General features: G+C 72.6%; 22 protein-coding genes. 5 read left to right on the top strand and 17 right to left on the bottom strand.

Features of this window, described 5'->3' with window-relative positions; translation table 11 throughout:
- Nucleotides 1-16: 16 nt before the first annotated feature.
- From AC2RP6_RS29860 to AC2RP6_RS29845, 4 genes are all read right to left on the bottom strand, one after another.
- The gene (locus tag AC2RP6_RS29860) at nt 17-706 is read right to left on the bottom strand and encodes a lysophospholipid acyltransferase family protein (RefSeq protein WP_486448984.1); all 690 of its coding nucleotides are present in this window, start codon (nt 704-706) and stop codon (nt 17-19) included.
- Complete coding sequence (cmk, locus tag AC2RP6_RS29855) at nt 661-1368, bottom strand: (d)CMP kinase (RefSeq protein ID WP_486448983.1); 708 nt, start codon at nt 1366-1368, stop codon at nt 661-663. The genes AC2RP6_RS29860 and cmk overlap by 46 nt, the downstream gene beginning before the upstream one ends.
- A gap of 116 nt (nt 1369-1484) precedes the next feature.
- Nucleotides 1485-2573 (bottom strand): prephenate dehydrogenase, encoded by a 1089-nt coding sequence (locus AC2RP6_RS29850; RefSeq protein WP_486448982.1) that lies wholly within the window; start codon nt 2571-2573, stop codon nt 1485-1487.
- Between the two features lie 129 nt (nt 2574-2702).
- Nucleotides 2703-3140 (bottom strand): YidB family protein, encoded by a 438-nt coding sequence (locus AC2RP6_RS29845; RefSeq protein ID WP_486448981.1) that lies wholly within the window; start codon nt 3138-3140, stop codon nt 2703-2705.
- A gap of 137 nt (nt 3141-3277) precedes the next feature.
- On the opposite strand from AC2RP6_RS29845, the gene AC2RP6_RS29840 reads away from it, so the two are divergent.
- From AC2RP6_RS29840 to AC2RP6_RS29830, 3 genes are all read left to right on the top strand, one after another.
- On the top strand, nt 3278-3619 hold the full coding sequence (locus tag AC2RP6_RS29840; protein WP_486448980.1) for a DUF952 domain-containing protein: 342 nt from the start codon (nt 3278-3280) through the stop codon (nt 3617-3619).
- An 82-nt stretch (nt 3620-3701) separates the two neighbouring features.
- Nucleotides 3702-4187, top strand: a complete 486-nt coding sequence (locus tag AC2RP6_RS29835; protein WP_486448979.1) for a Rieske (2Fe-2S) protein — start codon at nt 3702-3704, stop codon at nt 4185-4187.
- Nucleotides 4188-4260: 73 nt separating this feature from the next.
- Nucleotides 4261-4941 (top strand): nucleotidyltransferase domain-containing protein, encoded by a 681-nt coding sequence (locus AC2RP6_RS29830; RefSeq protein ID WP_486448978.1) that lies wholly within the window; start codon nt 4261-4263, stop codon nt 4939-4941.
- A 111-nt stretch (nt 4942-5052) separates the two neighbouring features.
- Here AC2RP6_RS29830 and AC2RP6_RS29825 read toward each other — a convergent pair whose 3' ends face one another.
- The 13 genes from AC2RP6_RS29825 to pyrG all read right to left on the bottom strand — a co-directional run bounded on the left by AC2RP6_RS29825 (nt 5053) and on the right by pyrG (nt 20108).
- Nucleotides 5053-6063 carry an ADP-ribosylglycohydrolase family protein gene (locus AC2RP6_RS29825; RefSeq protein ID WP_486448977.1) on the bottom strand — a complete coding sequence of 337 codons (1011 nt, stop codon included), beginning with the start codon at nt 6061-6063 and terminating at the stop codon, nt 5053-5055.
- On the bottom strand, nt 6060-6800 hold the full coding sequence (locus AC2RP6_RS29820; RefSeq protein WP_486448976.1) for an NUDIX hydrolase: 741 nt from the start codon (nt 6798-6800) through the stop codon (nt 6060-6062). The genes AC2RP6_RS29825 and AC2RP6_RS29820 overlap by 4 nt, the downstream gene beginning before the upstream one ends.
- Nucleotides 6797-7876, bottom strand: coding sequence for an AAA family ATPase (locus AC2RP6_RS29815; RefSeq protein ID WP_486448975.1), 1080 nt, complete (start codon nt 7874-7876; stop codon nt 6797-6799). Before AC2RP6_RS29815 ends, AC2RP6_RS29820 begins: the two co-directional genes overlap by 4 nt.
- Nucleotides 7873-8484 (bottom strand): nicotinamide riboside transporter PnuC, encoded by a 612-nt coding sequence (gene pnuC, locus AC2RP6_RS29810; RefSeq protein WP_486448974.1) that lies wholly within the window; start codon nt 8482-8484, stop codon nt 7873-7875. The genes AC2RP6_RS29815 and pnuC overlap by 4 nt, the downstream gene beginning before the upstream one ends.
- Before the next feature lie 156 nt (nt 8485-8640).
- Nucleotides 8641-9918: a pseudouridine synthase gene (locus tag AC2RP6_RS29805; protein WP_486448973.1), complete on the bottom strand. Its 1278-nt coding sequence runs from the start codon at nt 9916-9918 to the stop codon at nt 8641-8643.
- Nucleotides 9918-10550 carry an SMC-Scp complex subunit ScpB gene (scpB, locus tag AC2RP6_RS29800; RefSeq protein ID WP_486450498.1) on the bottom strand — a complete coding sequence of 211 codons (633 nt, stop codon included), beginning with the start codon at nt 10548-10550 and terminating at the stop codon, nt 9918-9920. The genes AC2RP6_RS29805 and scpB overlap by 1 nt, the downstream gene beginning before the upstream one ends.
- 29 nt (nt 10551-10579) lie before the next feature.
- Entirely contained in the window at nt 10580-11725 is a 1146-nt protein-coding gene (locus tag AC2RP6_RS29795) for a segregation and condensation protein A (RefSeq protein ID WP_486448972.1), read from the bottom strand.
- A gap of 357 nt (nt 11726-12082) precedes the next feature.
- On the bottom strand, nt 12083-12622 hold the full coding sequence (locus tag AC2RP6_RS29790) for a hypothetical protein (protein ID WP_486448971.1): 540 nt from the start codon (nt 12620-12622) through the stop codon (nt 12083-12085).
- Nucleotides 12607-13767, bottom strand: a complete 1161-nt coding sequence (locus AC2RP6_RS29785) for a ParA family protein (RefSeq protein ID WP_486448970.1) — start codon at nt 13765-13767, stop codon at nt 12607-12609. The genes AC2RP6_RS29790 and AC2RP6_RS29785 overlap by 16 nt, the downstream gene beginning before the upstream one ends.
- A 326-nt stretch (nt 13768-14093) precedes the next feature.
- The gene (gene ald / locus AC2RP6_RS29780) at nt 14094-15209 is read right to left on the bottom strand and encodes an alanine dehydrogenase (protein WP_486448969.1); all 1116 of its coding nucleotides are present in this window, start codon (nt 15207-15209) and stop codon (nt 14094-14096) included.
- 153 nt (nt 15210-15362) lie between these two features.
- The gene (locus tag AC2RP6_RS29775) at nt 15363-17339 is read right to left on the bottom strand and encodes a tetratricopeptide repeat protein (protein ID WP_486448968.1); all 1977 of its coding nucleotides are present in this window, start codon (nt 17337-17339) and stop codon (nt 15363-15365) included.
- Between the two features lie 402 nt (nt 17340-17741).
- On the bottom strand, nt 17742-18374 hold the full coding sequence (locus AC2RP6_RS29770; protein ID WP_486448967.1) for an NUDIX domain-containing protein: 633 nt from the start codon (nt 18372-18374) through the stop codon (nt 17742-17744).
- Between the two features lie 81 nt (nt 18375-18455).
- Nucleotides 18456-20108: a CTP synthase gene (pyrG, locus tag AC2RP6_RS29765; RefSeq protein WP_351001513.1), complete on the bottom strand. Its 1653-nt coding sequence runs from the start codon at nt 20106-20108 to the stop codon at nt 18456-18458.
- A 464-nt stretch (nt 20109-20572) separates the two neighbouring features.
- Between pyrG and AC2RP6_RS29760 the strand changes: the two genes are divergently transcribed.
- The gene (locus AC2RP6_RS29760; protein WP_486450497.1) at nt 20573-22384 is read left to right on the top strand and encodes a glycoside hydrolase family 15 protein; all 1812 of its coding nucleotides are present in this window, start codon (nt 20573-20575) and stop codon (nt 22382-22384) included.
- 191 nt (nt 22385-22575) lie between these two features.
- Complete coding sequence (locus AC2RP6_RS29755; RefSeq protein ID WP_486448966.1) at nt 22576-23649, top strand: IS630 family transposase; 1074 nt, start codon at nt 22576-22578, stop codon at nt 23647-23649.
- Nucleotides 23650-23708 lie beyond the last annotated feature (59 nt).

Raw genomic sequence — 23708 nt, 5'->3', positions numbered from 1 at the left:
TGGGTTCAAGTCTCGCTCAGCGCCCGGTCAGGCGCTTGGCGTCGGCCAGGTGGGCGGTCAGCCGGTCCTGGATGCGTTCGGTGGCCCGGTCCAGCGCGGTACGGGTGCGGCGGCCACTGCCGTCCCCGGCGTCGAAGGCGGAGCCGAAGACGACGTCGACCCGGCTCTTGAAGGGCGGCAGCCCCGGGATGAGCCGACCGCGGTCCTCGCCGCTGCCGAGCACGGCGACGGGCACGATGGGTGCGCCGCTGCGGACCGCGAAGTAGGCCAGTCCGGCGCGCAGCGAGGCGAAGTCGCCCTCGCCCCTGCTGCCCTCGGGGAATATCCCGAGGGCGCCGCCCTGATCGAGGACGGAGAGGGCGCGGCCGATCGCCGCCCGGTCGGCGCCGGAGCGGTCGACCTTGACCTGGCCGATGCCGTCCAGGAACGGGCCGAGCGGGCCCACGTACGCTTCCTTCTTGATCAGGAAGTGCAGGGGGCGGGGCGCGGTGCCCATCACCATGGGGCCGTCTATGTTGTGGGTGTGGTTCACGGCGAGGATGACGGGGCCCGAGGCGGGCACCTTCCAGGCGCCCAGTACGCGCGGCTTCCACAGCCCGTACATGAGGCCGATGCCGATGCGCCTGCCGACCGCCGCACCCTTGAGGGAGGGCGTTCGGCTCACGTGCGGACCGCCCGCTTCTCCTCGACGAGCGTGACGACGCACTCGATCACCTGGTCGAGCGTGAGTTCGGTGGTGTCGACCTCGACGGCGTCGCCGGCCTTGGCCAGCGGGGACGTCTTGCGGCCGGAGTCGGCGGCGTCGCGCTTGATCAGCGCCGCCTTGGTGGCCGCGAGGTCGGCGGCCTCCTTGCCGCGGAGTTCTCCGCTGCGCCGGGCGGCGCGGGCCTCGGCGGAGGCCGTCAGGAAGATCTTGAGGTCGGCGTCGGGCAGGACGGTGGTGCCGATGTCCCGGCCCTCGACGACGATCCCGTCCGCGTCCCGGGCCGCCTCGGCCGCGATGGAGCGCTGCAGCTCGGTGATGAGGGTGCGCACCTCGGGGACCGCGCTGACGGCGCTGACCTTGGAGGTGACCTCCTGGGTGCGGATGGGGCCGGCGGCGTCGAGGCCGTCCACGGTGATGGTGGGTGCGGCCGGGTCGGTGCCGGACACGATGGACGGCTTGCCGGCGGCGACCGCCACGGCCTGCGCGTCGTCGGTGTCGACCCCGTTGGAGATCATCCACCAGGTGATGGCCCGGTACTGGGCACCGGTGTCCAGGTAGCGCAGCCCGAGCTTGGCGGCCACGGCCTTGGAGGTGCTGGACTTGCCCGTGCCGGAGGGACCGTCGATGGCGACGATCACGGCGGACGGAGCGGCGGTTTCCACGGTGCGGGCACCTTCCTGGTTGCGCGTACGTGTCCGGGCGCGGCAAAGCGCCCCTCTCCAAGGTTACCGGGCCCGGGCACCGCCCGGCCCCGGTAGCCCCACCCGCTGCCGGCCGGCTACTGGCTGCGCAGTGCCCAGCCCCGTTCCCGCAGCTCGGCGGTGAGCCCGGCGACGGAGCGCGGCTCCACCATGAGCTGGACGAGACCGGCCTGCTGGCCCGTGGCGTGCTCGATGCGGACGTCCTCGATGTTGACCCCGGCGCGGCCGGCGTCGGCGAAGATCCGTGCCAGCTCGCCCGGCTGGTCGCTGATGAGCACGGCGACCGTCTCGTAGACCGTGGGCGCCGCTCCGTGCTTGCCCGGGACCCGCACCCGGCCCGCGTTCCCGCGGCGCAGGACGTCCTCGATGCCGGCGGCGCCGCTCCGCCGCTTCTCGACATCGGCGGACTGGAGGCCGCGCAGCGCGTCCACCGTCTCCTCCAGGTCGGCGGCGATCCCGGCGAGCACGTCGGCGACCGGTCCGGGGTTGGCCGAGAGGATCTCGACCCACATGCGCGGGTCGGAGGCCGCGATCCGGGTCACGTCGCGGATGCCCTGCCCGCACAGCCGGACGGCCGTCTCGTCGGCCTCTTCCAGGCGGGCGGCGACCATGCTGGAGACGAGCTGCGGGGTGTGGGAGACGAGCGCCACGGCCCGGTCGTGCGCGTCCGCGTCCATCACCACCGGGACGGCACGGGACAGGGCGACGAGTTCCAGCGCAAGGTTGAGCACCTCGTGGTCGGTGTCCCGGGTCGGGGTGAGCACCCAGGGGCGGCCCTCGAAGAGGTCGGCGGTCGCGGCGAGCGGCCCCGACTGCTCCTTGCCCGCCATGGGGTGCGTGCCGATGTAGGCGGTGGCGTCGACGCCGAGCGCGGCCAGTTCCCGCCGCGGCCCGCCCTTGACGCTGGCCACGTCGACGTAGGCGCGCGCCGCGCCGCGTCCTATGAGGTCGGCCAGGGTCGCGGCGACGTGGGCGGGCGGTACGGCGACGATCGCGAGGTCGACCTGTTCCTGCGGGGGCTCGTCGGTGCCGGCCCCGAGGGCGGCGGCGGTACGGGCCCGGTCGGGGTCGTGGTCGGCGAGGTGCACGGTGATCCCGCGGGCTGTCAGGGCGAGCGCCGCGGAGGTGCCGATCAGTCCGGTTCCGATGACGACGGCGGTTCTCACGGGGCGCTCCACGGGTGCGTGACGACAGGTTCTGACTCAGGGTAGCCAGACGGTACGCCGCGAGGGTCCGGCTGCCCGCCCAGTGGGACGGCGGCCGGACCCTCGCGCGCGGGTGGTTCCGCGGGTGGTTCAGAGGTTCTGCTGCCTGATGATGTCCTCCAGCGAACCGGAGGGGATCTCTCCGCCCGGGGTCAGCTTGTCGACCGCCTGCGGCAGGGACTGCGCGATCTGGTCCGCGGCCTGCTCCGGGGAGAGGCCGGCCTGGGCCGCGACCTTCTGGAGGGTGTCGTCCGGCAGGGCCTCGCTGATCTGCGCGCCGCTGACCGACTGGTTCTGGCCGGTGCCGATCCAGGACTGCGCCTGGTCGGCGAGGCCGGACCTGGTCAGCATGTCCAGGAGGCCGCCGAGCGGGTTGTTCGCGGCGCCGCCCGCCCGGGCCCCGGCGGCTCCGCCGCCCGTGAGCGCGCCGAGCAGGGCGCCGAGGATGTTGCCGCCCGCGCCGCCGCTGCCGCCCTGGCCGCCGCCGAGGAGGCCGCCGAGGAGCGAGCCGAGGTCGTTACCTGCCATCGTCATGCCTTTCGCAGGGGGGCCGGGCCGCGCGGACAGCGCCGTACCCGGCGTCGAGACACGGACAATGTGCCCCGTACCGCATGGGGTCGCCACCTGGCACGCGCGCTCGCTCCGGCTGGGGTAGAACGATCCTCATGATCTTCCACATCGTCCCGCTCGCGGACTGGACGGCCGCGCCCGATCTGCCGTACGCCCCGCCCTCGCTGGACTCCGAGGGTTTCGTTCACTGTTCGGCGGACCGGGCGACGGCGCTCGGCATCGTCGATGCGCACTACCGCGCCGAGCCGGGGACCCTGCTCGCGGTCGGGCTGGACGAGGACGCGCTGACCGCGGAGGTCCGCCGGGAGGGTGATTCCGGCGGCAGGTTCCCCCATGTTTTCGGACCGCTGAACCGGGACGCCGTGATCGACGTGTGGGAGGTCGTACGCACACCCGGCACACCTGCCTCACTGGCACCGTGGCAGCCGGGCCCGTGAAACGGCGCGGCGGGCTTCACCTGAGGCCCGCCGCAGGCCAGGATGCTGCACGCCGATCCGGCCACAGAGCGAGGAGAGACTGATGAGCGACCCCACGCAAACCGCCCGGCGCACGGTACTGGTGATCGGCGCGGCCGGCCTGGCCGGCGGTGCGCTGACCGCCTGCGGCAGTGGCGGTGACGGCGGGAACACCACGTCCGGCGAACCGAACGGCGCCGCCACGCCACCGCCCGGGTCCGCCCCGGCCGCCACCCCCTCGGCCGGCGGCGCGGCCGGCGGGAAGTCCATCGCGAAGGCGGCGGACGTGCCCGTGGGCGGCGGCAAGGTCCTCAAGGAGGAGAAGCTCGTCATCACGCAGCCCACGGCGGGCTCCTTCCGCTGCTTCACGGCGGTCTGCCCCCACCAGGGCTGCCTGGTGAACAAGGTGGAGGACAACACGATCGACTGCCCCTGCCACAACAGCGAGTTCAAGGCCACGGACGGCGCCGTCATCAAGGGTCCGGCCACCAAGGGACTGGCCGAGAAGAAGATCACGGTCGCCGCGGACGGCAACATCACGCTGGCGTAGCGGGCGCTCGCAGCCCTGCCGGCCTGCGGAAACGGCCCGGCAGGGCGGGCGCGTCCTGACGTAGGCTCCCGGGATGGACGATCTGACGCTGGTACGGGACCACACGGTCTACCGGTGCGTGATGGGCTCCCGGGCCTTCGGGCTGGCCACGGAGACCAGCGACACCGACCGGCGCGGTGTCTTCCTCGCCCCGACACCGCTGTTCTGGGGGTTCGACAAGCCCCCCACGCACGTGGAGGGTCCCCGGGACGAGGAGTTCTCCTGGGAGCTGGAGCGCTTCTGCGAACTGGCCCTGCGCGCCAACCCGAACATCCTGGAGTGCCTGCACTCGCCCCTGGTGGAGCACGTCGACCCGGTCGGCACGGAGCTGCTCTCCCTGCGCGCGGCCTTCCTCTCCCGCCGGACCCACACCAGCTTCAGCCGGTACGCGGCCTCCCAGCACGGCAAACTCCTCGCGGACGTCCGCGTCCACGGCGCACCGCGCTGGAAGCACGCCATGCACCTGCTGCGCCTGCTGCTGTCCTGCCGCGACCTGCTGCGCACCGGGACCCTGACCATCGACGCGGGCCCATACCGCGACCGGCTCCTCGCGGTGCGCCGCGGGGAGCTGACCTGGGACGAGGTCGACGCCTGGATGACGGGTCTGCAGGAGGAGACGGACAGGGCCCTGGCCGGCACTCCCCTGCCGGAGGAACCGGACCGGGCCCGGGTGGAGGACTTCCTCGTCCGGACCCGCCGCGCGTCAGCCGCGTAGGTCCGCCCGGGCCACCTGCGTGCGCCGCCGGACGACGAAGGCGTCCAGCGCGCGGTACGCCGTCCCGTGCTCGGGCGGTGCCGTCAGCTCCTGGGCGGTGTCCGGCACGGATCAGGCATCCCAGAGGGTGCCGAAGGCCAGGAGTTCGTCCCGGTACTCGATGCGGCCCTCCCATGCGCGCGGCCAGACGTCCGCCCCGAGGTGCGCCCCGGCGAAGGCGCCGGCGAGGCAGGCGAGGGAGTCTGAGTCGCCGCGGGTGCAGGCCGCGCGGCGCAGCGCCGTGAGGGGCTCGTCGGGGAAGAGGAGGAAGCAGTGCAGGGCGGTGGCGAGGGCCTCCTCGGCGATCCAGCCGTCGCCGGTGGCCAGGCAGGGGTCGGTCTCCGGGGACGGGGAGCGCAGGGCGGCGGCGAGCCGGTCCAGTACCGCCAGGCACTCGTCCCAGCCGCGCGCGATGAAGGACTCCGGGGTGGCGTCGGAGGCGGTCCGCGTCCAGAGGTCGCCGAGCCAGCGCTCGTGGTAGCGGGTGCGGTTCTCCAGGGCGTAGGAGCGCAGTCGGCCGACGAGGCCCGTCACCTCGGTGCCGGAGGCCAGCAGGCGCACCGCCCGCGCGGTCAGGTCGGACGCGGCGAGCGCGGTGGGGTGGCCGTGGGTGAGCGCGGACTGCAGCTGGGCCGCGCCGGCCCGTTCCTCGTCGGTCCAACCGGGCACCAGCCCGACGGGGGCCACGCGCATGTTCGCCCCGCAGCCCTTGGAGCCGGTCTGGCTGGCGTCGCGCCAGTCGCGCTGCGGGTCGTTCAGCAGGTGGCAGGCCCGCAGGCAGGTGTTGCCGGGAGCGCGGTTGTTCTCCGGGGAGTGGTACCAGTCGACGAACTCCTCCCGGACCGGGCGGGCGAGGCGCAGCGGGCCGACCCGGCCGCGGTCGGCGGCGGTGCGTATGCCGCGCGCCAGGGCGAGGGTCATCTGGGTGTCGTCGGTGACGATCGCCGGGGCGGGCAGGCTCATCTCGCGCCAGGGACCCGTCTTGGCGAGGATCGCGGGCACGTCGTCGAACTCGGTCGGGAAGCCCAGGGCGTCGCCGAGGGCGAGACCGATCAGCGCGCCGGTCGCGGCTCGCTTCGTCATCGGGAGGTTCCTTCCGGTCGGAGCAGAGGGGGGTGGAGGGCGGTCGCCGGGCCGGCCCGGTAGACGGCGGCCGGTTTGCCGCGGCCCCCGGTGAGGCGGGCGGCGCCCGGTACGGCCTCGACGAACCCGGGCGTCGCCAGGACCTTGCGGCGGAAGTTGGGGCGGTCGAGGACGGTGTCCCAGACGGTCTCGTACACCGCGAGGAGCTCCCCCAGCGTGAACTCGGGCGGGCAGAAGGCGGTGGCCAGGCAGGTGTATTCCAGCTTGGAGCGGATCCGTGTCAGGGCGTCGGCCAGGATCACGGCGTGGTCGAAGGCCAGGTCCGGCACCTGCCGCAGGGGCAGCCAGCGGGCCTGCGCCGCGTCGCCGCCGCCGTCCGCCGCCGGCTCGGGCAGGTCCGGCACGAGGGCGGTGAAGGCCACCGACACGACGCGCATCCGCGGATCGCGGTCCGGCTCGCTGTAGGTGCGCAGCTGTTCCAGGTGCAGGCCGGCCACCAGCTGCTCCGGCAGGCCGGTCTCCTCGGCCAGTTCGCGTCGGGCGGCCGTCTCGGCGGACTCCCTGGGCAGGACGAAGCCGCCGGGCAGCGCCCAGGCGCCGGCGTACGGTTCCTGGCCGCGCCGGATCAGCAGGACGTGGAGGGCGCCGCCGCGGACGGTGCAGACGGCGAGGTCGACGGTCACCGCGAACGGTGCGAAGGCGTACGGGTCATAGCCCGGCTCCGGCGCTCCGCTCATCGGTTCTCCGGGAGCGGGTCGGCGAACCGCCAGCCCTCGGCGAGCAGTTCGTCCACGGCCGCCACGGCCGTGGCGAGCCGTTCGCGCCGGTCGCCGCGCAGGGACAGGTGGCGGCGTCCGGTCGCTTCCAGCTCCTCGCGGAACCGCCGGGTCATCCAGGGCCTGAGGTGGGGGCCGTCGCGCAGTCCGTCGTCCTCGAAGGGGACGTCGGCGTCCTCGGTCAGCAGGTAGAGGTCCCGGTGGGTGAGCGAGGCGATCCGCTCGACCTCGGCGTTGCGGCCGCCCATGTACCGCTCGTGCCAGACGCCGGTGGCGAAGGAGTCGGTGTCGCAGATCAGGACCGGGGAGCCCTGCCGGGCCGCCCGTTCCTCCTCGGCGTCCTGGCGGCGGGCGATCAGCGGGAACTCCTCCGAGGTGAAGGAGACGTCCGTCCACGCGGCTCCCGGGTCGGCGGCCCTGGCGGCGGCGAGCTTGTCCTCGCTGTAGCGGCGTCCGTACTCGGCGACCCAGCCGGTCGTCGCCCAGACCCCGCCGCGCGCCCGGTAGTGCGCGGCCAGGTCCCGGGACAGGGTCGTCGTCCCGGTGGACTCGGCTCCGAGTACGACGACGCGGCGCGCGAGGCGGGCCCGTACGGCGGGCCCCAGGAAGTCCCAGCAGGCGGCCGGGTCGGCCCGGACGGCCGTCCCGGAGACGGGGAACAGAACGCGCGCGGGGTCCACGCAGACCTCCTCGGCACCGAACCGGCGGGCGAGTTCGGTCCCGTACTCCTCCGAGGTGAAGACGGCGTCGACGGGCCGGCCGACCGCGGCCCGGAAGATGGCCATGTGGGCCTCCCAGACCGCCGGGTCGTGCAGGTCGACGGGGATGTCGTCGACGGCTCCGACGACGTCGGCGTCCGGATGGGCCTCCCGCATCCAGGCGACGCGGTCGGCGAGCGGTACCGATTCCACGGAGGCCGCGCAGACCAGGACGGTCAGCCGCTCGCAGCGGTCCTGGGCGGTGCGCACCAGGTGGTGGTGCCCGGCGTGCGGCGGGTAGAACTTGCCGAGCACCAGGCCGTGGCCGAAGCGCCTCATGCCGTCGCCCCCAAGGCCGTCGTGGGTGCGGTGCGCTCGGAGAGCGTCCGCCGCCAGCCGAGCAGGCCCACGACGCACAGGGCGAGGAAGCCGACGTAGAGCAGGGCGGTGAGGTGGAGCCCCTTGTAGGCGTACAGGGGGATGTAGACGAGGTCGGCTGCGATCCACAGCCACCAGGACTCCACGAGCTTGCGGCACTGGCCGTAGGTCGCCGCGAGGGAGAGCACGGTGGTGGCCGCGTCCCAGAAGGGGACGGTGGAGTCGGTGGCCCGGGCGAGGAGCAGGGTCAGGCCGAGCGTCGCCACCGCCCCGGCCGCGGCCAGCCAGGCCCATTCCGTGCGCGTGGTGCGGCGCACCGGCAGGGCTGCGGCGGTTCCTGGTCCACCCCCATGGGTCCAGGACCACCAGCCGTACGCGGCCAGGGCGATGAAGACGATCTGGAGCCCGGCGTCGGCGTAGAGGCCGGCCTGGGCGAAGAGCACGATGAAGAAGACGTTGTTGGCGATGCCGATCGGCCAGTTGGCGATGTGCTGCCGGGCCACCAGCCAGACGCACAGGGCGCCCGTGGCGAAGCCGAGCACCTCGGTCCAGCTCAAGGTCCAGTTCATGCCGAGCCCCACTTCCTTTAATAGTCACTGTGACTATAAACAGGGATGCGGGGTGGGGGCAAGACCATGAGCGGCACGGAAGAGCGCAAGCAGAAAGCCCGCAGTGCCGTCAGCACTGCGGGCTTCCTCGGTGGAGCGGGTCCCTGCCGGCCGGTCCTACAGACCGACCTCGCGCATCAGCATCCCGACCTCGGTGTTGGTCAGGCGGCGCAGCCAGCCGGACTTCTGGTCGCCCAGCTCGATGGGACCGAAGGAGGTCCGCACGAGCTTGTCGACGGGGAAGCCGGCCTCGGACAGCATGCGGCGGACGATGTGCTTGCGGCCCTCGTGGAGCGTCACCTCGACCATGTAGTTCTTGCCGACCTGGTCCAGCACGCGGAAGTTGTCGGCGCGCGCCCAGCCGTCCTCCAGCTCGATGCCGTCCTTGAGCCGCTTGCCGATGTCCCGCGGCAGCGAGCCGGTGATGGCGGCGACGTAGGTCTTCTTCACGCCGTACTTCGGGTGCGTGAGGCGGTGGGCCAGCTCGCCGTGGTTGGTGAGCAGGATGATGCCCTCGGTCTCGGTGTCCAGCCGGCCGACGTGGAACAGCCGCGTCTCGCGGTTGTTGACGTAGTCGCCCAGGCACTGGCGGCCGTCCGGGTCCTCCATGGTGGAGACGACGCCGGCCGGCTTGTTCAGCGCGAAGAACAGGTACGACTGGGTGGCGACGGTCAGGCCGTCCACCTTGATCTCGTCCTTCGGCTGGACGCGCTTGCCCTGCTCGGTGACGATCTCGCCGTTGACCTCGACGCGGGCCTGCTCGATGAACTCCTCACAGGCGCGGCGCGAGCCCATGCCGGCGCGGGCGAGGACCTTCTGCAGACGCTCGCCCTCCTGCTCGGCGCCCGGGAAGGTCTTCGGCGTCCTGATCACGGGCTTGTCGGCGTACCGGTCGCGCACGCGCTCCTCGATGCGCGCGTCCAGCTCGCGCGGACGGGACTGGCCGCTACGGCTGCCCGGACCGCGGCGCGGGCCGCCGGCGCCGCCGATGCCGGGGGTCTTGGAGGCGCGGGGACCGCCCTTGGCGCCACCGCGCGCCGCGTCACCGCGGGCACCGCCGCGGCTGCGCTCGCCCTCGGGGCCGACGTCGTAGCGGCGCTCCTCCGGGCGGGGGTTGCGGGGACGCTGGGGCGCCTGGTCGCGGTCACGATCGCGCGAGCCGCCCTGGCCGCCCTGGCTGCCGCGGTAGCCGCCACCGCCGGAACCGCCGGAGCCGCCCCGGTAGCCGCCACCGCTGCCGGAACCGCCGCGGTAGCCACCGCCGCCGCTGCCGGAACCGCCGCCGGAGCCGCCGCGGTAGCCACCGCCGCCGCCCGAGCCGCCGCCACGGGCGCTACCGCGCCCGCCGCCGCCGCTGTTCCTGTTGCCGCCGTTGCCGTTGCCGCTGCTTCGCATCAAAGTTCCGTCGTCTTGTCGTCTTCATCGGTGTCCGGTGCGTCCGGATCGAACGACGGCACACCTTCTTGCGTCTCGGCTTCGATCGCGTCCGCCTCGGGGAGGAAGGGCGCGAGCTCCGGGAGCTCGTCCAGGCCGCGCAGGCCCATCCGCTCCAGAAAGTAGTTCGTCGTCCTGTATAGGATCGCACCTGTTTCGGGTTCCGTCCCCGCCTCCTCCACCAGACCGCGCTGGAGGAGGGTCCGCATGACCCCGTCGCAGTTGACTCCGCGCACGGCGGAGACCCGCGAGCGGCTCACCGGCTGGCGGTACGCGACGACCGCCAGGGTCTCCAGCGCCGCCTGGGTGAGCCGGGCCTGCTGGCCGTCCAGCACGAAGCCCTCCACGGCCGGCGCGTACTGCGCCCGGGTGTAGAACCGCCAGCCGCCGGCGACGAGCCGCAGCTCGAAACCCCGGCGGGCGGCCGTGTACTCGTCGGCGAGCTCCCGCAGGGCGTCCGCGACCTCGCGCGGGCTGCGCTCCAGGACCTTGGCCAGGTGCGCTTCGGTCGCGGGCTCGTCCACGACCATCAGGACGGCCTCCAGGGCGGGCTTCAGGTCCAGCGCGGCCACCGCGCTCCCGCCGCCGACGATGCCGTCGCTGCCGTCGCTGCCGTCGCGGTTCAATCCTTCGCCTCCACGATCTGGTCGAACTCGTCGGTCACGGTCGGCATGCCGTCGCCGTCCCCGCCGCTCCAGCGCACCGTGAGGGTCCGCAGGGCTTCCTCCTGGTCGAGGACGACCGCCTTCTCCCGGTAGAGCTCCAGGAGGGCCAGGAAGCGCGCCACGACGGTGAGGGTGTCCTCGGCGTCCTCGGTGAGTTCCTGGAAGGTGGCCTCCCCCCGCGCCTTCAGCATCCGCACCACGAGCCCGGCCTGCTCGCGCACGCTGACGAGGGGCGCGTGGATGTGGTCCACGTAGACCTGGGGCTTCGCCTTGGGCTGCATGGCCTTGACCGCGAGCCGGGCGAATCCGTCGGCACCGATGCTGATGACCACGTCGGGCAGCAGGTCCGCGTGGTGCGGTTCCAGCCCCACCGTACGCGGGTAGCGGCGGCCCTCGCTCTCCGCGCGGCGCTCGAAGATCTCGGCGATCTGCTTGTACGCGCGGTACTGGAGCAGGCGCGCGAAGAGCAGGTCCCGTGCCTCCAGGAGGGCGAGGTCGGCCTCGTCCTCCACCTCGGCGGCCGGCAGCAGCCGGGCGGCCTTCAGGTCGAGCAGCGTCGCGGCGACGACGAGGAACTCGGTGGTCTGGTCGAGGTCCCAGTCGGGGCCCATGGCCCGGATGTACGCCATGAACTCGTCGGTGACCTTGGACAGCGCGACCTCGGTCACGTCGAGCTTGTGCCGTGAGATCAGCTGGAGCAGCAGGTCGAAGGGACCCTCGAAGTTGTCGAGCCGCAACGTGAACCGCCCGTCGCCCCCGGCGGGCGCCGCCCCGGCCCCGTCCGCAGTCCCGGCGGGCACGTCGGCGGTCACGACCGGCTCCCCCGTCCCGGCGGCCGCGTCGGCGGGCCCGTCGGTCACCTCGGCCGGCTCCGGTCCCGGCTCGGGCGCGGCCGGGGCCCGGGGGGCTCCGCTCGGAGGCCCCGCCGTGTCCGCGTTCCCGCCGGACACGTGAGCACGCCGTGCCGGGCCCGTGCCGGGTGGCTCGGCCGCCGTCGGCTCGGACACCGGGAACCGTCCGGCAACCGTGGTCTCGGCGGCCACCGCCGGCCCGCGCCCCAGGCTCCGGCGGGCCGGGCGGGCGGCGTCGTGGTCGAGGGGCATGGCGGTCCAGGTGGGTACGGAAGAAACGGCAGGTCGGCCAGGAAGAGCCTAGGGGGTGTGGTGGCGATCGGGCCGGATCGGGGAGCGGAGTCCGGTGTCGTGCGCCGCGCGGCGCACGACAGAGGCGACGCGGAGCGCCGTCGACCGAGGACGAAGCGGCAGGGCGCGGCGCCGGACCCCGCGAGCTCGGCGTGCCGGCACGACACACCCCAAGGCGTGAGGGAGGGCGCGCAGGGGGCACGGCGGGCCGCGAAGCCGAAAGGCCGCCGACGGCGGGTCGGCGGCCTTCGGCGGAGCGTCGGGCTCACCCGGCGGACCGGTCCGGATCGGCGGCGCCGCGGAGCGGCCGGCAGGCGGTCAGCGGCCGCGGAGGCGGCGGACCAGGATGCTGGCGTCGCCGCGCGACTCCAGGTCGGCCAGGACGACCGCCACCGCCTCGCGGACGATGCGGCCGCGGTCGACGGCCAGGCCGTGTTCGCCGCGCAGCACCAGCCGCGCGTGCTCCAGGTCCATCAGTTCCTCGGCGGAGACGTAGACCGTGATCTTCTCGTCGTGCCGCTCGCGGCCGCTGGGCCGCCGGTTCGCGCCGCGGCCCTGCCCCTTGCCCCGCCGGGTCGCGCCGGCCGGGGCGGAGGCCGCCCCGGCGGTCGGCCCGACCGGGCTGACAGAACCTTCCTGCGGTCGCCTCGGCTGCCCCACCACGGGGCCGACCGCATCCGTACCGGCCTCAGCCTCCCGGCTGCGGCCCTCTCCCGTCGTGCCCCCGGCCGGAGCGGCCGAGTGTTCCGCGGCGGGCGCCTCCTCGGCCCCGCGGCGCGGCGAGGACGACTGGAGCGCCATCCCACCCGTCGTACGGAACAGTTCGTCGGCTCCGGGCAGACTCACTCGGCGTGACACCGGGCGAGCACCTCCCTGGCGAGCTGGCGGTAGGCGGCGGCGCCGACGGAGTTGGAGGCGTACGTCGTGATCGGCTCGCCGGCGACCGTGGTCTCCGGGAAGCGCACCGTCCGGCCGATGACCGTGTGGTAGACGTGGTCGTCGAAGGCCTCGACGACGCGCGCCAGCACTTCGCGGCTGTGCACCGTACGGGAGTCGTACATGGTGGCGAGGATCCCGTCGAGCTCCAGCTCGGGGTTGAGCCGCTCCTGCACCTTCTCGATGGTCTCGGTCAGCAGCGCCACGCCGCGCAGCGCGAAGAACTCGCACTCCAGCGGGACGATGACCTTGTGAGCCGCCGTCAGGGCGTTCACGGTCAGCAGACCGAGCGAGGGCTGACAGTCGATCACGATGTAGTCGTAGTCGGCCATCAGGGGCTTGAGGGCCCGCTGCAGGGTGGACTCGCGCGCGACCTCGCTGACCAACTGCACTTCCGCAGCGGACAGGTCGATGTTGCTCGGCAGCAGGTCCATGTTGGGGACCGCCGTCTTGAGCAGCACCTCGTCGGCCGACATGCCCCGCTCCATGAGCAGGTTGTAGACCGTCAGGTCGAGCTCCATCGGGTTCACGCCGAGTCCCACGGACAGCGCGCCCTGCGGGTCGAAGTCGACGAGCAGCACGCGGCGCCCGTACTCGGCGAGCGCCGCACCCAGATTGATGGTCGACGTGGTCTTGCCCACGCCGCCCTTCTGGTTGCACATCGCGATGATCTTCGCCGGACCGTGGTCGGTCAGCGGACCCGGGATCGGGAAGTACGGAAGCGGGCGTCCGGTCGGGCCGATCCGCTCACGGCGCTGACGGGCAGCGTCGGGGGCGAGGGTGGCCGCGTACTCGGGGTCCGGTTCGTACTCCGCGTCGGGGTCGTAGAAGTGCCCCTCGGGCACCTTGTCGTAGTCGGCGAATCCCGTGGGCGTATCGCCGCTCAGGTCGCCGGCCCTGGAGTTCACGTCTAGGCCGTCCATGCTCTTTTGGGGCGTCGTCATGTGCTGGTGGTTTGCGAAGGTGCGTACTGCGACGGAGCCGACAGCTTCGAGTCCGGCAGGACTCTGGCCCCGCTCAGGGACTCCTGCTCCACCACCCCCAGGAGTAAATGTCGACTCATTCACAAGTCGTCTTACCTCCTCGGACGTGACCAGGACACTTATCGATAGGTCAGCGTGGCACCATGCCGACGGTTGGCGACTCTATGGCGTGTCACCACTCAGCGGCAACACAATCCGCCGGACCCGGCACGATGTGTCGGCAACCGAACACCACTCTGTCAAGGGCGTCCGAGCTGTCGCTGCGAAGTTTCGCGGGTGCGCGAAAGGGTTAAAGGGTTACGTTCGAGGCGAGTTGAGCCGGATCCCGGCCCGCCGCGCATACGCGTCCGGCCGGACCTTGCGGGCAAGGTCCGGCCGGATACGTGAGATTGACGTCAGTCGTTGACGTGTCAGCCGAGCAGGGTGCTGAGCTCCAGGGTCTCCAGGCCGTGGGCCTCGGCGACCGGACCGTAAACGACCTGGCCGTCATGGGTGTTGAGGCCCAGCGCGAGCGCGTGGTCACGGCGCAGCGCCTCGGCCCAGCCGAGGTTCGCGAGCTGCACGATGTAGGGCAGCGTGGCGTTGGTCAGCGCGTAGGTGGAGGTGTTCGGCACCGCGCCCGGCATGTTGGCGACGCAGTAGAAGACCGAGTTGTGGACCTGGAAGGTCGGCTCGGCGTGGGTGGTCGGACGGGAGTCCTCGAAGCAGCCGCCCTGGTCGATCGCGATGTCGACAAGTACACTTCCCGGCTTCATCTTGGCGACGAGCTCGTTGGTGACCAGCTTCGGGGCCTTCGCACCCGGGATCAGGACGGCGCCGATGACGAGGTCGGCCTCGACGACGGCCTTCTCCAGCTCGTAGGCGTTGGAGACGATCGTCTTGATCTTCGTGCCGAAGATCTTGTCGGCCTCGCGGAGCTTGTTGATGTCGCGGTCGAGCAGGGTCACGTGGAAGCCCATGCCGATGGCGATCTGCGCGGCGTTCCAGCCGGAGACGCCGCCGCCGATGACGACGCACTCGCCGGCGTGGGTGCCGGGGACACCGCCCGGGAGGACGCCGCGGCCGCCGGCCGAGCGCATCAGGTGGTAGGCGCCGACCTGCGGGGCCAGGCGGCCCGCGACCTCGGACATCGGGGCGAGCAGCGGGAGGGCGCGGTTGGCGAGCTCGACCGTCTCGTACGCGATGGCGGTGGTGCCGGACTCCAGGAGGGCGTCCGTGCACTCGCGGGAGGCCGCGAGGTGCAGGTACGTGAAGAGCGTCTGGTCCTTGCGGAGGCGGTGGTACTCCTCCGCGATCGGCTCCTTGACCTTGAGCAGCAGGTCGGCGATGGCCCAGACCTCGTCGGCGGTGCCGAGGATCTCGGCGCCGGCCGAGACGTACTCGGCGTCCGTGATCGAGGAGCCGACGCCGGCGTTCTGCTCGATGAAGACCTGGTGGCCGTTGCGGACCAGCTCATGCACGCCGGCGGGCGTGATGGCGACCCGGAACTCGTTGTTCTTGACCTCGCGGGGGATGCCGACCTTCATCGTCGATCACGGTCCTTGACTCAGGGGGAAATAACGGGGCACTTCCATACATACCCGCCCACAAGAGTGCGCAACGGGATGCACCACGAGATGACGTGGTGAACCCAGTTTAATGAAGGACGACGCGCTGTCTAGCCTTGCAAACCAATAATCTCAGTCGGATCCACTGCGGATTTCGCAGGCTGCGGGGTCATCTCCCAGCAATCTGTCTGCGGCGGAGCGGTGCAGCCGGGCCGCCGCGGGGTCCCCGAGCCGGTCCAGCGTGTCGGCCAGCCGGACCTGCAGCGCGGCCTGAAGCCGCTGGTCGCCGGCCCTGCGCGCCAGCTCCACCGCCTCGCGGCAGGTGTGCAGGGATTCCTCGGGCCGGCCGGCGTACTCCTGGACCCGCGCCATCTCGCTCAACGCCTTGGCCTGTCCCGGGACATCGGCCAGTTTCCGGTAGCCCGCGGCGGCCGCCCGCCAGCTGCGCAGCGCGTCCCCGTACCGGCCCGCGTACGTGTGGACGTTGCCGAGCCGTCCGTACAGCCGGGCCTCGTCCGCGCGCTCCCCCCGCGAGAGGGCCTGGGCGAGCGCCCGGCCGAACCAGTCGGCGGCCCGGTGCCAGTCGGCCAGCTCCTGGTAGGCACCGCCTACGGATTCCATCGCGCGGCCCGTCGCGTACGGGTCGTTCGCGGCCCGCCCGGCGTCCAGAGCGGCCCGGTAGCGCTCCAGGGCCTCCTGGGTGCGGCCGGTCTCGGCGTCCAGGTCGGCCAGGTTCAGCAGTGCGGCGGCCTGTTCCCGGTGCAGGTCGCGGCGCTCGGCCACGTCGAGGACCAGGCGGTGCAGGCCGTACAGCTCGGGGGCGGCCTCGGCGGTGCCGCGGTGGTCCGCGAGCGCGCGGACGAGGGCCGCGACGAGCCGGCGGGCGAGGGTGTCCAGCTCGCCGTCGGCCACCGCGAGGGACGCGGCCGCGGAGAGGGCCGGCAGGCGGGTGTCCAGCCAGACGGCGGCGGCCCGCCGGTCGGGGAACCGCAGGGCGCGCGGGAGGCCGTCCATCAGCTCCTGGAGGTCGGCGTCGAGGTCGTCGCCCTCGGCGGCCGCCATGGCCCGGCAGGAGTGCAGGAGCCGGACGGTGCGCTCCAGCATCCGGGCGCGGGCCAGCTGGACCTCGGCGGGGCGCTCCTTGGTCTCCAGCAGGGCCTGGAGCATCGGTGCGAGGCAGCCGGGCAGCAGGAACAGGCCGTCGGGGGCGTGCCGGACCAGTCCCAGCCCGGCGAAGTCGTCCAGCGTGGACTGGGCGGCGGCCACGGAGCAGCCGGCCAGCGCGGAGGCGGTGTGCGAGTCGACGAGGCCGGCGGGGGCCAGCGGCAGCAACCGCAGGGTCCGCTGGGCGGGCTGTGGCAGGGAGTCGTAGACGAGCCGGAAGGCGCGGCCCAGCGGCCCGCCGGAGCCGGCGGGCATGTCGTGGAGCTGCTTGGCCACGTCGGCGACGGCGGCCTTGGGGCGGGCCGCGAGCCAGCCGCCGACGAGTTCGAGGGCGGCGGGCTGGCCCCCGCAGGCCTCGGCGAGGGTCTCGGCGGCCCGCGGGTCGGTGGTGACGCGGGTGTCGCCGATGCGGCGGGCGAGCATCCCGACCGCGGAGACGGTGTCCAGTCCGCCCAGGGTGCAGGGACGCACGTCGGGGATGCCGGTGAGCGGGCCCTCGGCGGTCACCACGACGAGGCAGTCGGGGGTGTCCGGGAGCAGGGCGTCGACCTGGTGCGGGTCGGCCGCGTCGTCGATCAGGACGATGGCGCGCCGGTCCTTCAGGGCGGTGCGCAGGGCGGAGCTGAGCTCGTCCTCGGCGGCGCCGGGCGGGGTGGGCCGGCCCAGTGCCACCAGCAGGCCGCGCAGGACCCGCTCGGTCGCCACGGTCTGCCCGCCCGGGGTGGTGAGCCGGGTGCGCAGCACGCCGTCGGGGTACTGGTCGGCGACCTCGCGGACGAGCGTCTCGGCGAGGGCGGTGCGGCCGGAGCCCGGGCGTCCGGCGACGAGCAGCACCCGCGCCCGGGGGGCCTTGGCCTTGCGGCCCGAGAGGGTGTCGAGCCCGGTCCGCGCGATGTCCTCGCGCAGCTCCTTGAGCTCACGCCGCCGCCCGACGAAATCCGTCACGGATCCGCTCCTCTCCCTGCCTTCGGATTGCGAGCGTAGTTCACGCAGAGCGACGGCCCGTGTGGAGCGCGGCGGGTAAATCCCCCAATCGGATCAGCGGATGGTCGGCTTTTCCGCCCGCCCTGGGCGGGGGCGGTTTCCCCCGCGAGCGGCGGCGGCTTCCGCCGCCGGCGGCACCGATGGTTCGTGCCGGCTGCCGTGCGGGCGGTCGTTGAACCCCCCTGTGTCCCGAGCGGGAAGGGCCGGCCTGCGCGGCGGGCGGCCCGGTGCGGCCGGTTCGCGCCGCCCCGGCTCGCCGCCCCGCGGCGGCGGGGCCGGAAACCTCCGTCCGGGACGGAGGCCGCGGCGGGGCGGTGCCCCCAAGGCGGCGCCGCGGGGGCAACCGCGGGCGGGGCGCCCCCGCTACGCCTCGTACGGCCGGGCCGGCCACGGCGCGAGGGCCGGGCGCAGGGCGTCGACGCCGCCCTCGGAGGCCAGTGCGGCCGACAGTGCCAGCACCCCGGTCACCAGGCCCGGGTTGCCGAGCTCGCCCGCCAGGATCCCGCGCACCAGCTCGGCCAGCGGCACCCAGGCGACCTCCATGTCCGCCTCCTCCGAGCCCGTCTCGGCGTAGCGTTCGCCGTCCGCCTCCGAGACACCGCGGGCGAGGAAGACCCGGATCGCCTCGTCCGACCCGCCCGGTGAGGCGTAGAAGTCGACGAGCACCCGCCAGTCCTCCGCCTTGACGTGCGCCTCCTCGTAGAGCTCGCGCTGCGCGCCGAGCAGCGGGTTCTCCCCGGGCACGTCCAGCAGGCCGGCCGGCAGCTCCCACAGCCGCCGGCGCACCGGGTGCCGGTACTGGCTGAGGACGAGCACCCGCCCCCGCTCGTCCAGCGCGAGCACGCAGACGGAGCCGGGGTGCACCTGGTAGTCGCGGCGGGCGGTGGAGCCGTCCGGCATCCGGACCTCGTCGGAGTCCACCGCCGTCTTCGCGCCCTGGAACGGCCGCCGGGTCGACAGGGTCTCCCAGGTTTCCGACGTGTCCTTGATGTTCATGCCCCGAAGCCCTCCACAACGCGCGACAGCCGGGGTACGGATCTTCCGTACCCCGGCCGTCTACGTTATGCGGTCAGGCGCTCACTTCGCGGACTGCTGCCGCTCCACGGCCGCCTTGACCAGACCCGCGAACAGCGGGTGCGGGCGCGTCGGGCGCGAGCGCAGCTCCGGGTGGGCCTGCGTGGCCACCAGGTAGGGGTGGACCTCGCGCGGGTACTCGACGTACTCGACGAGCTTGTTGTCCGGGGAGGTGCCGGAGAAGACCAGGCCCGCCTTCTTCTCGAGCTCGCCGCGGTAGGCGTTGTTGACCTCGTAGCGGTGGCGGTGGCGCTCGTCCACGTACGCCTCGTCGCCGTAGACCTCGCGCACGATGGACCCCTCGGCGAGCTTCGCCGGGTACATGCCCAGGCGCATGGTGCCGCCCAGGTCGCCCGCGCCCTCGACGAAGGCCAGCTGCTCCTCCATGGTCGAGATGACCGGGTGCGGGGTGGAGGCGTCGAACTCGGTGGAGTTGGCGTCCTCGATGCCCGCCAGGTTCCGCGCGGCCTCGATGACCACGCACTGCAGGCCGAGGCACAGGCCGAGCAGCGGGATCCGGTTCTCGCGGGCGTAGGTGATCGCGCCGACCTTGCCGTTCACGCCGCGGTCGCCGAACCCGCCGGGCACGCAGATCGCGTCCACGTCGGACAGCTGGGCCGCGGCGCCGGCCGGGGTCTTGCAGTCGTCGGAGGTGACCCACTTGATCTGGACGCGGGCCTTGTTGGCGAAGCCGCCGGCGCGCAGCGCCTCGGTCACCGACAGGTAGGCGTCGGGCAGGTCGATGTACTTGCCGACGAGCGCGACCTTGACCTCGTGGTCGGGGTTGTGGACGCGGTCCAGGAGGTCCTCCCAGACGGTCCAGTCGACGTCGCGGAAGGGCAGGTCGAGCTTGCGCACGACGTAGGCGTCCAGGCCCTCGGTGTGCAGGACCTTCGGGATGTCGTAGATCGACTTGGCGTCGATGGCCGCGACCACGGCCGCCTCGTCCACGTCGCACATCAGCGAGATCTTGCGCTTGATCGAGGTGGGGACGTCGCGGTCGGCGCGCAGCACGATGGCGTCGGGCTGGATGCCGATGTTGCGCAGGGCGGCGACGGAGTGCTGGGTGGGCTTGGTCTTCAGCTCGCCGGAGGGGCCGATGTAGGGCAGCAGCGAGATGTGCACGACGAAGACGTTGTCGCGGCCGACCTCGTGGCGGACCTGGCGGACGGTCTCCAGGAACGGCAGCGACTCGATGTCGCCGACGGTGCCGCCGACCTCGGTGATGACGACGTCGACGTCATCGGTCGCCATGCGGCGGATGCGGTGCTTGATCTCGTTGGTGATGTGCGGGATGACCTGCACGGTGTCACCGAGGTACTCGCCGCGCCGCTCCTTGGCGATGACCGTGTTGTAGACCTGGCCGGTGGTGACGTTGGCCGAGCCGTCGAGGTCGACGTCGAGGAAGCGCTCGTAGTGGCCGATGTCCAGGTCGGTCTCGGCGCCGTCGTTGGTGACGAACACCTCGCCGTGCTGGAACGGGTTCATCGTGCCCGGGTCGACGTTCAGGTACGGGTCGAGCTTCTGCATCGTGACCCGCAGACCGCGCGCCTTCAGGAGCGCCCCCAGGCTGGAGGCCGTCAGGCCCTTGCCGAGGGAGGAAGCGACACCCCCGGTGACGAAGATGTGCTTGGTCGTCATGGATTTGGGCGGCATCGCCAAGAGGGGGCTCCCGTGGTCGCGAGGTGAGGTGCGTCCGGCGCCGGCCACCGTCGATCCGGAAGGGTCTCAGGGGGCGCCGAAGCTGCGGTTTCGGGGCCCCTGATTCGCACAGGCAGACCACCGGTCCACGGGGTACCAGCCTATCAGCGCCGGGGCCGGTCCGCCTCCGGCCACGCGCCGTCGACGGCTCGTAGCAGAGCGCCGAAGTGCGCCGGGGCGCGGAGCCCGCCGCTCACCCGTTCGGCCGAACGGCATTCCCCGCGGCCTGGAGAAGATCACTAGGGTGCCGTCATATCCTGCTCGGATATTGCACACATCACCGCCGGGCAGTCCGTCGGACGGCCTAACCGAGCCGATATACGGAATCATGGGCTCACGCGGAGGTCCCTGCACACAGGAGACCGCGCAAACGCGCATTGCAAGCGCCCTTCGGGGCGGACGTGGCCGTTCGACTGGAGATGCACGTGTCCGGGCGCATCGAGGATTACGCACTGATCGGGGACATGCAGACCGCCGCGCTGGTCTGCCGGGACGGGGCGGTGGACTGGCTGTGCCTGCCCCGCTTCGACTCCCATGCCGTGTTCGCGAGCATTCTCGGCACCGAGGATCACGGGTTCTGGCGGATCGGGCCGGCGCACCCGGCCGGCGCCGGGGCCCCGCCTGCCACCCGCCGCCGCTACCGCGGTGATTCGCTGGTGCTGGAGTCCGAGTGGGACACCCCCCGGGGCACCATCCGCGTCATCGACTTCATGCCGCCGCGCGAGCACCACGCGCCGCAGCTGATCCGCATCGTGGAGGGCGTCAGCGGGCGCGTCCCCATGCGCTCCAGCCTGCGGATGCGCTTCAGCTACGGCCGGGTCGTGCCGTGGGTGCACAAGGTCGACGGGCGCACCGTCGCCGTGGCCGGTCCCGACTCGGTCTGGCTCGACACGGACGCCGAGACGTACGGCAAGGACCTGACGACGTACTCGGACTTCACCGTCGGGCCCGGCGACCGGGTCGCCTTCAGCATCAGCTGGCAGGCCTCGCACCGCGGGGCGCCCGAGGCGCCGGACGCCGAGGCGGCCCTGGAGTCGACCGCCGAGTTCTGGCGCGAGTGGGTCGGGCAGTGCACGTACCACGGGCCCTACCGGGAGGCGGTGGTACGCTCCCTGATCACCCTCAAGGCCCTCACGTACGGCCCCACGGGCGGGATCGTCGCCGCGCCGACGACGTCCCTGCCGGAGGAGATCGGCGGCGTCCGCAACTGGGACTACCGCTACACCTGGCTGCGGGACGCGGCCATCACCCTCTCCTCGCTGCTGCGCACCGGCTACCGCGAGGAGGCCCGCGCCTGGCGCGAGTGGCTGCTGCGCGCGGTCGCCGGCGACCCGGAGAACCTGCAGATCATGTACGGGATCGCGGGCGAACGGGAGCTCGGCGAGACCGAGCTGGACTGGCTGCCCGGCTACGAGGGCTCCCGCCCGGTGCGCGTCGGCAACGGCGCCGCCGGCCAGCTCCAGCTGGACGTGTACGGCGAGGTCACCGAGGCCCTGCACCTGGGCCACATGACGGGTCTGGCCCGCAGCGACTACGCCTCCGTCCTCCAGCTCAAGCTGATCCGCTACCTGGAGACGCACTGGTCGGAGCCGGACGAGGGCATCTGGGAGGTCCGCGGCCCGCGCCGGCACTTCGTGCACTCCAAGGTCATGGCCTGGGTGGCCGTCGACCGCACGATCAAGCTGATCGAGAGCGGGGACGCGGACGGCCCGCTGGAGCGCTGGCGGGAACTGCGCGACGAGATCCACCAGGACGTGTGCGAGAAGGGCTACGACAAGGAGCGCAACACCTTCACCCAGTCGTACGGGTCGAAGGAACTGGACGCCTCCCTGCTGCTGATCCCGCAGATGGGCTTCCTGCCGCCGGACGACAAGCGGGTCATCGGCACCATCGAGGCGATCCAGCGCGAGCTGTCCACGCCCGACGGTTTCATCCTGCGCTACCCGACGGCGGGCGAGGAGGCCGGTGTCGACGGCCTGGAGGGCGACGAGGGCGCCTTCCTCGCCTGCTCGTTCTGGATGGCCGACGACCTGGCGATGATCGGCCGGGTGGACGAGGCGCGGCGGCTGTTCGAGCGGCTGCTGGCGCTGCGCAACGACCTGGGCCTGCTGGCGGAGGAATGGGATCCGCGGCTCCAGCGGCAGGTGGGCAACTTCCCTCAGGCGTTCAGCCACGTCCCGCTGATCGACACGGCGCTGCGGCTGACCGCGAGCGGGGCGTACGGCGGCTGACGCGCCCGGCCGCGCCCGGCGGGGGGTGCCCACGGGGCGGCCCACGCCGGGGCGCGGGCTCGCCGTGCCCCGGTGATCCGCCGGGCCTAGTGATCTGGTCGTGAGTTGATTCGGCACCACGTGAGTCGCTTTGCGTACCAATTCGCGGGTTTGGCTGACGGGCGCTGGCCGGCTTCGGTGTGCTGTGGGTTGTGGGTGACAGCAGGCTGGAGCCGCTGGTCCTCAGTGAGGCCGAGCGGCAGGTGTTGAGCAACTGGGTCAAGCGCCGGGCGACCGCGCAGGGTCTGGCCCTGCGGGCGAGGATCGTGCTGGCGTGCGCGGAGGGTGGGCCGAACCTGGCGGTGGCCGCCCGGCTGGGAGTGAACCGCGGCACCGTGGCGAAGTGGCGGGCCCGGTTCCTGCGAGACCGGCTCGATGGACTCGCGGACGAACCGCGGCCCGGGGTCCCGCGGACCATCACCGACGCCCAGGTGGAAGAGGTGGTGGTCCGCACCCTGGAGGAAACCCCTCCTGGCGGGACGCACTGGTCCAAGCGGGAACTGGCCAAGGCCGTGGGCATCTCGCCAGCCAGTGTGCTGCGGATCTGGCATGCCTTCGGCCTCCAGCCGTGGCGGACCGAGACCTTCAAGATCTCCCCGGACCCGTTCTTGATCGAGAAGATCCGCGACGTCGTCGGCCTGTATCTCGCTCCGCCGGCGAACGCGGTGGACGAGAAACCGCAGATCCAGGCCCTTCAGCGGACCGCGCCGGTGCTGCCCATGATCCCGGGGGTGCCCGAGCGGCGCAGTTTCGACTACGTCCGGCACGGCACCGTCGACCTGTTCGCCGCCCTGAACACCGCGACGGGCAAAGTGATCACGAAACTGTCCGCGCAGCACCGGGCAGTGGACTTCCGGGACTTCCTCGACGAGATCGACCGCCAGACCGACAAGGGCCTGGCGGTCCACGTGATCTGCGACAATCTCTCCGCCCACAAGGCGCCGGTGGTGCACAGGTGGCTTCTGGCGCACCCCCGGTTCCAGCTCCACTTCACCCCCACGTACTCGTCGTGGATCAACCAGGTCGAGCGGTGGTTCGCCGAGCTGGAACGGCGCTGCCTGGAGCGCGGAGTGTTCTGCTCACTCGACGACCTCAAAACCGCACTCGAAGGCTGGATCAAGGTCTGGAACGACGACGCCCGGCCCTTCAAGTGGACCAAGACCGCCGACCAGATACTCGACCGGATCTGCCGCTACTGCTCACGCATCTCCGAACCAGATCACTAGGTCCTGTCGTCAAAGTGGCGCCGGTCAGGCCCGCGGTGTCCGGTGCCGTGCATCGCAAG

This window comes from Streptomyces sp. WAC03905 (genome assembly GCF_057371075.1).
The sequence above is the reverse complement of the archived record's forward strand: the minus strand, read 5'-3'. Positions and strand labels throughout refer to the sequence as shown.

What these genes read in the sequence shown, in the direction of transcription:
- AC2RP6_RS29845 (WP_486448981.1), bottom strand. Translation starts at nt 3,140, where the DNA reads ATGGCAGGTAACGACCTCGGCTCGCTCCTCGGCGGCCTCCTCGGCGGC.
- AC2RP6_RS29840 (WP_486448980.1), top strand. Translation starts at nt 3,278, where the DNA reads ATGATCTTCCACATCGTCCCGCTCGCGGACTGGACGGCCGCGCCCGAT.
- AC2RP6_RS29835 (WP_486448979.1), top strand. Translation starts at nt 3,702, where the DNA reads ATGAGCGACCCCACGCAAACCGCCCGGCGCACGGTACTGGTGATCGGC.
- AC2RP6_RS29830 (WP_486448978.1), top strand. Translation starts at nt 4,261, where the DNA reads ATGGACGATCTGACGCTGGTACGGGACCACACGGTCTACCGGTGCGTG.
- AC2RP6_RS29825 (WP_486448977.1), bottom strand. Translation starts at nt 6,063, where the DNA reads ATGACGAAGCGAGCCGCGACCGGCGCGCTGATCGGTCTCGCCCTCGGC.
- AC2RP6_RS29820 (WP_486448976.1), bottom strand. Translation starts at nt 6,800, where the DNA reads ATGAGCGGAGCGCCGGAGCCGGGCTATGACCCGTACGCCTTCGCACCG.
- AC2RP6_RS29815 (WP_486448975.1), bottom strand. Translation starts at nt 7,876, where the DNA reads ATGAGGCGCTTCGGCCACGGCCTGGTGCTCGGCAAGTTCTACCCGCCG.
- pnuC (WP_486448974.1), bottom strand. Translation starts at nt 8,484, where the DNA reads ATGAACTGGACCTTGAGCTGGACCGAGGTGCTCGGCTTCGCCACGGGC.
- AC2RP6_RS29805 (WP_486448973.1), bottom strand. Translation starts at nt 9,918, where the DNA reads ATGCGAAGCAGCGGCAACGGCAACGGCGGCAACAGGAACAGCGGCGGC.
- AC2RP6_RS29795 (WP_486448972.1), bottom strand. Translation starts at nt 11,725, where the DNA reads ATGCCCCTCGACCACGACGCCGCCCGCCCGGCCCGCCGGAGCCTGGGG.
- ald (WP_486448969.1), bottom strand. Translation starts at nt 15,209, where the DNA reads ATGAAGGTCGGCATCCCCCGCGAGGTCAAGAACAACGAGTTCCGGGTC.
- AC2RP6_RS29770 (WP_486448967.1), bottom strand. Translation starts at nt 18,374, where the DNA reads ATGAACATCAAGGACACGTCGGAAACCTGGGAGACCCTGTCGACCCGG.
- pyrG (WP_351001513.1), bottom strand. Translation starts at nt 20,108, where the DNA reads ATGCCGCCCAAATCCATGACGACCAAGCACATCTTCGTCACCGGGGGT.
- AC2RP6_RS29760 (WP_486450497.1), top strand. Translation starts at nt 20,573, where the DNA reads ATGCACGTGTCCGGGCGCATCGAGGATTACGCACTGATCGGGGACATG.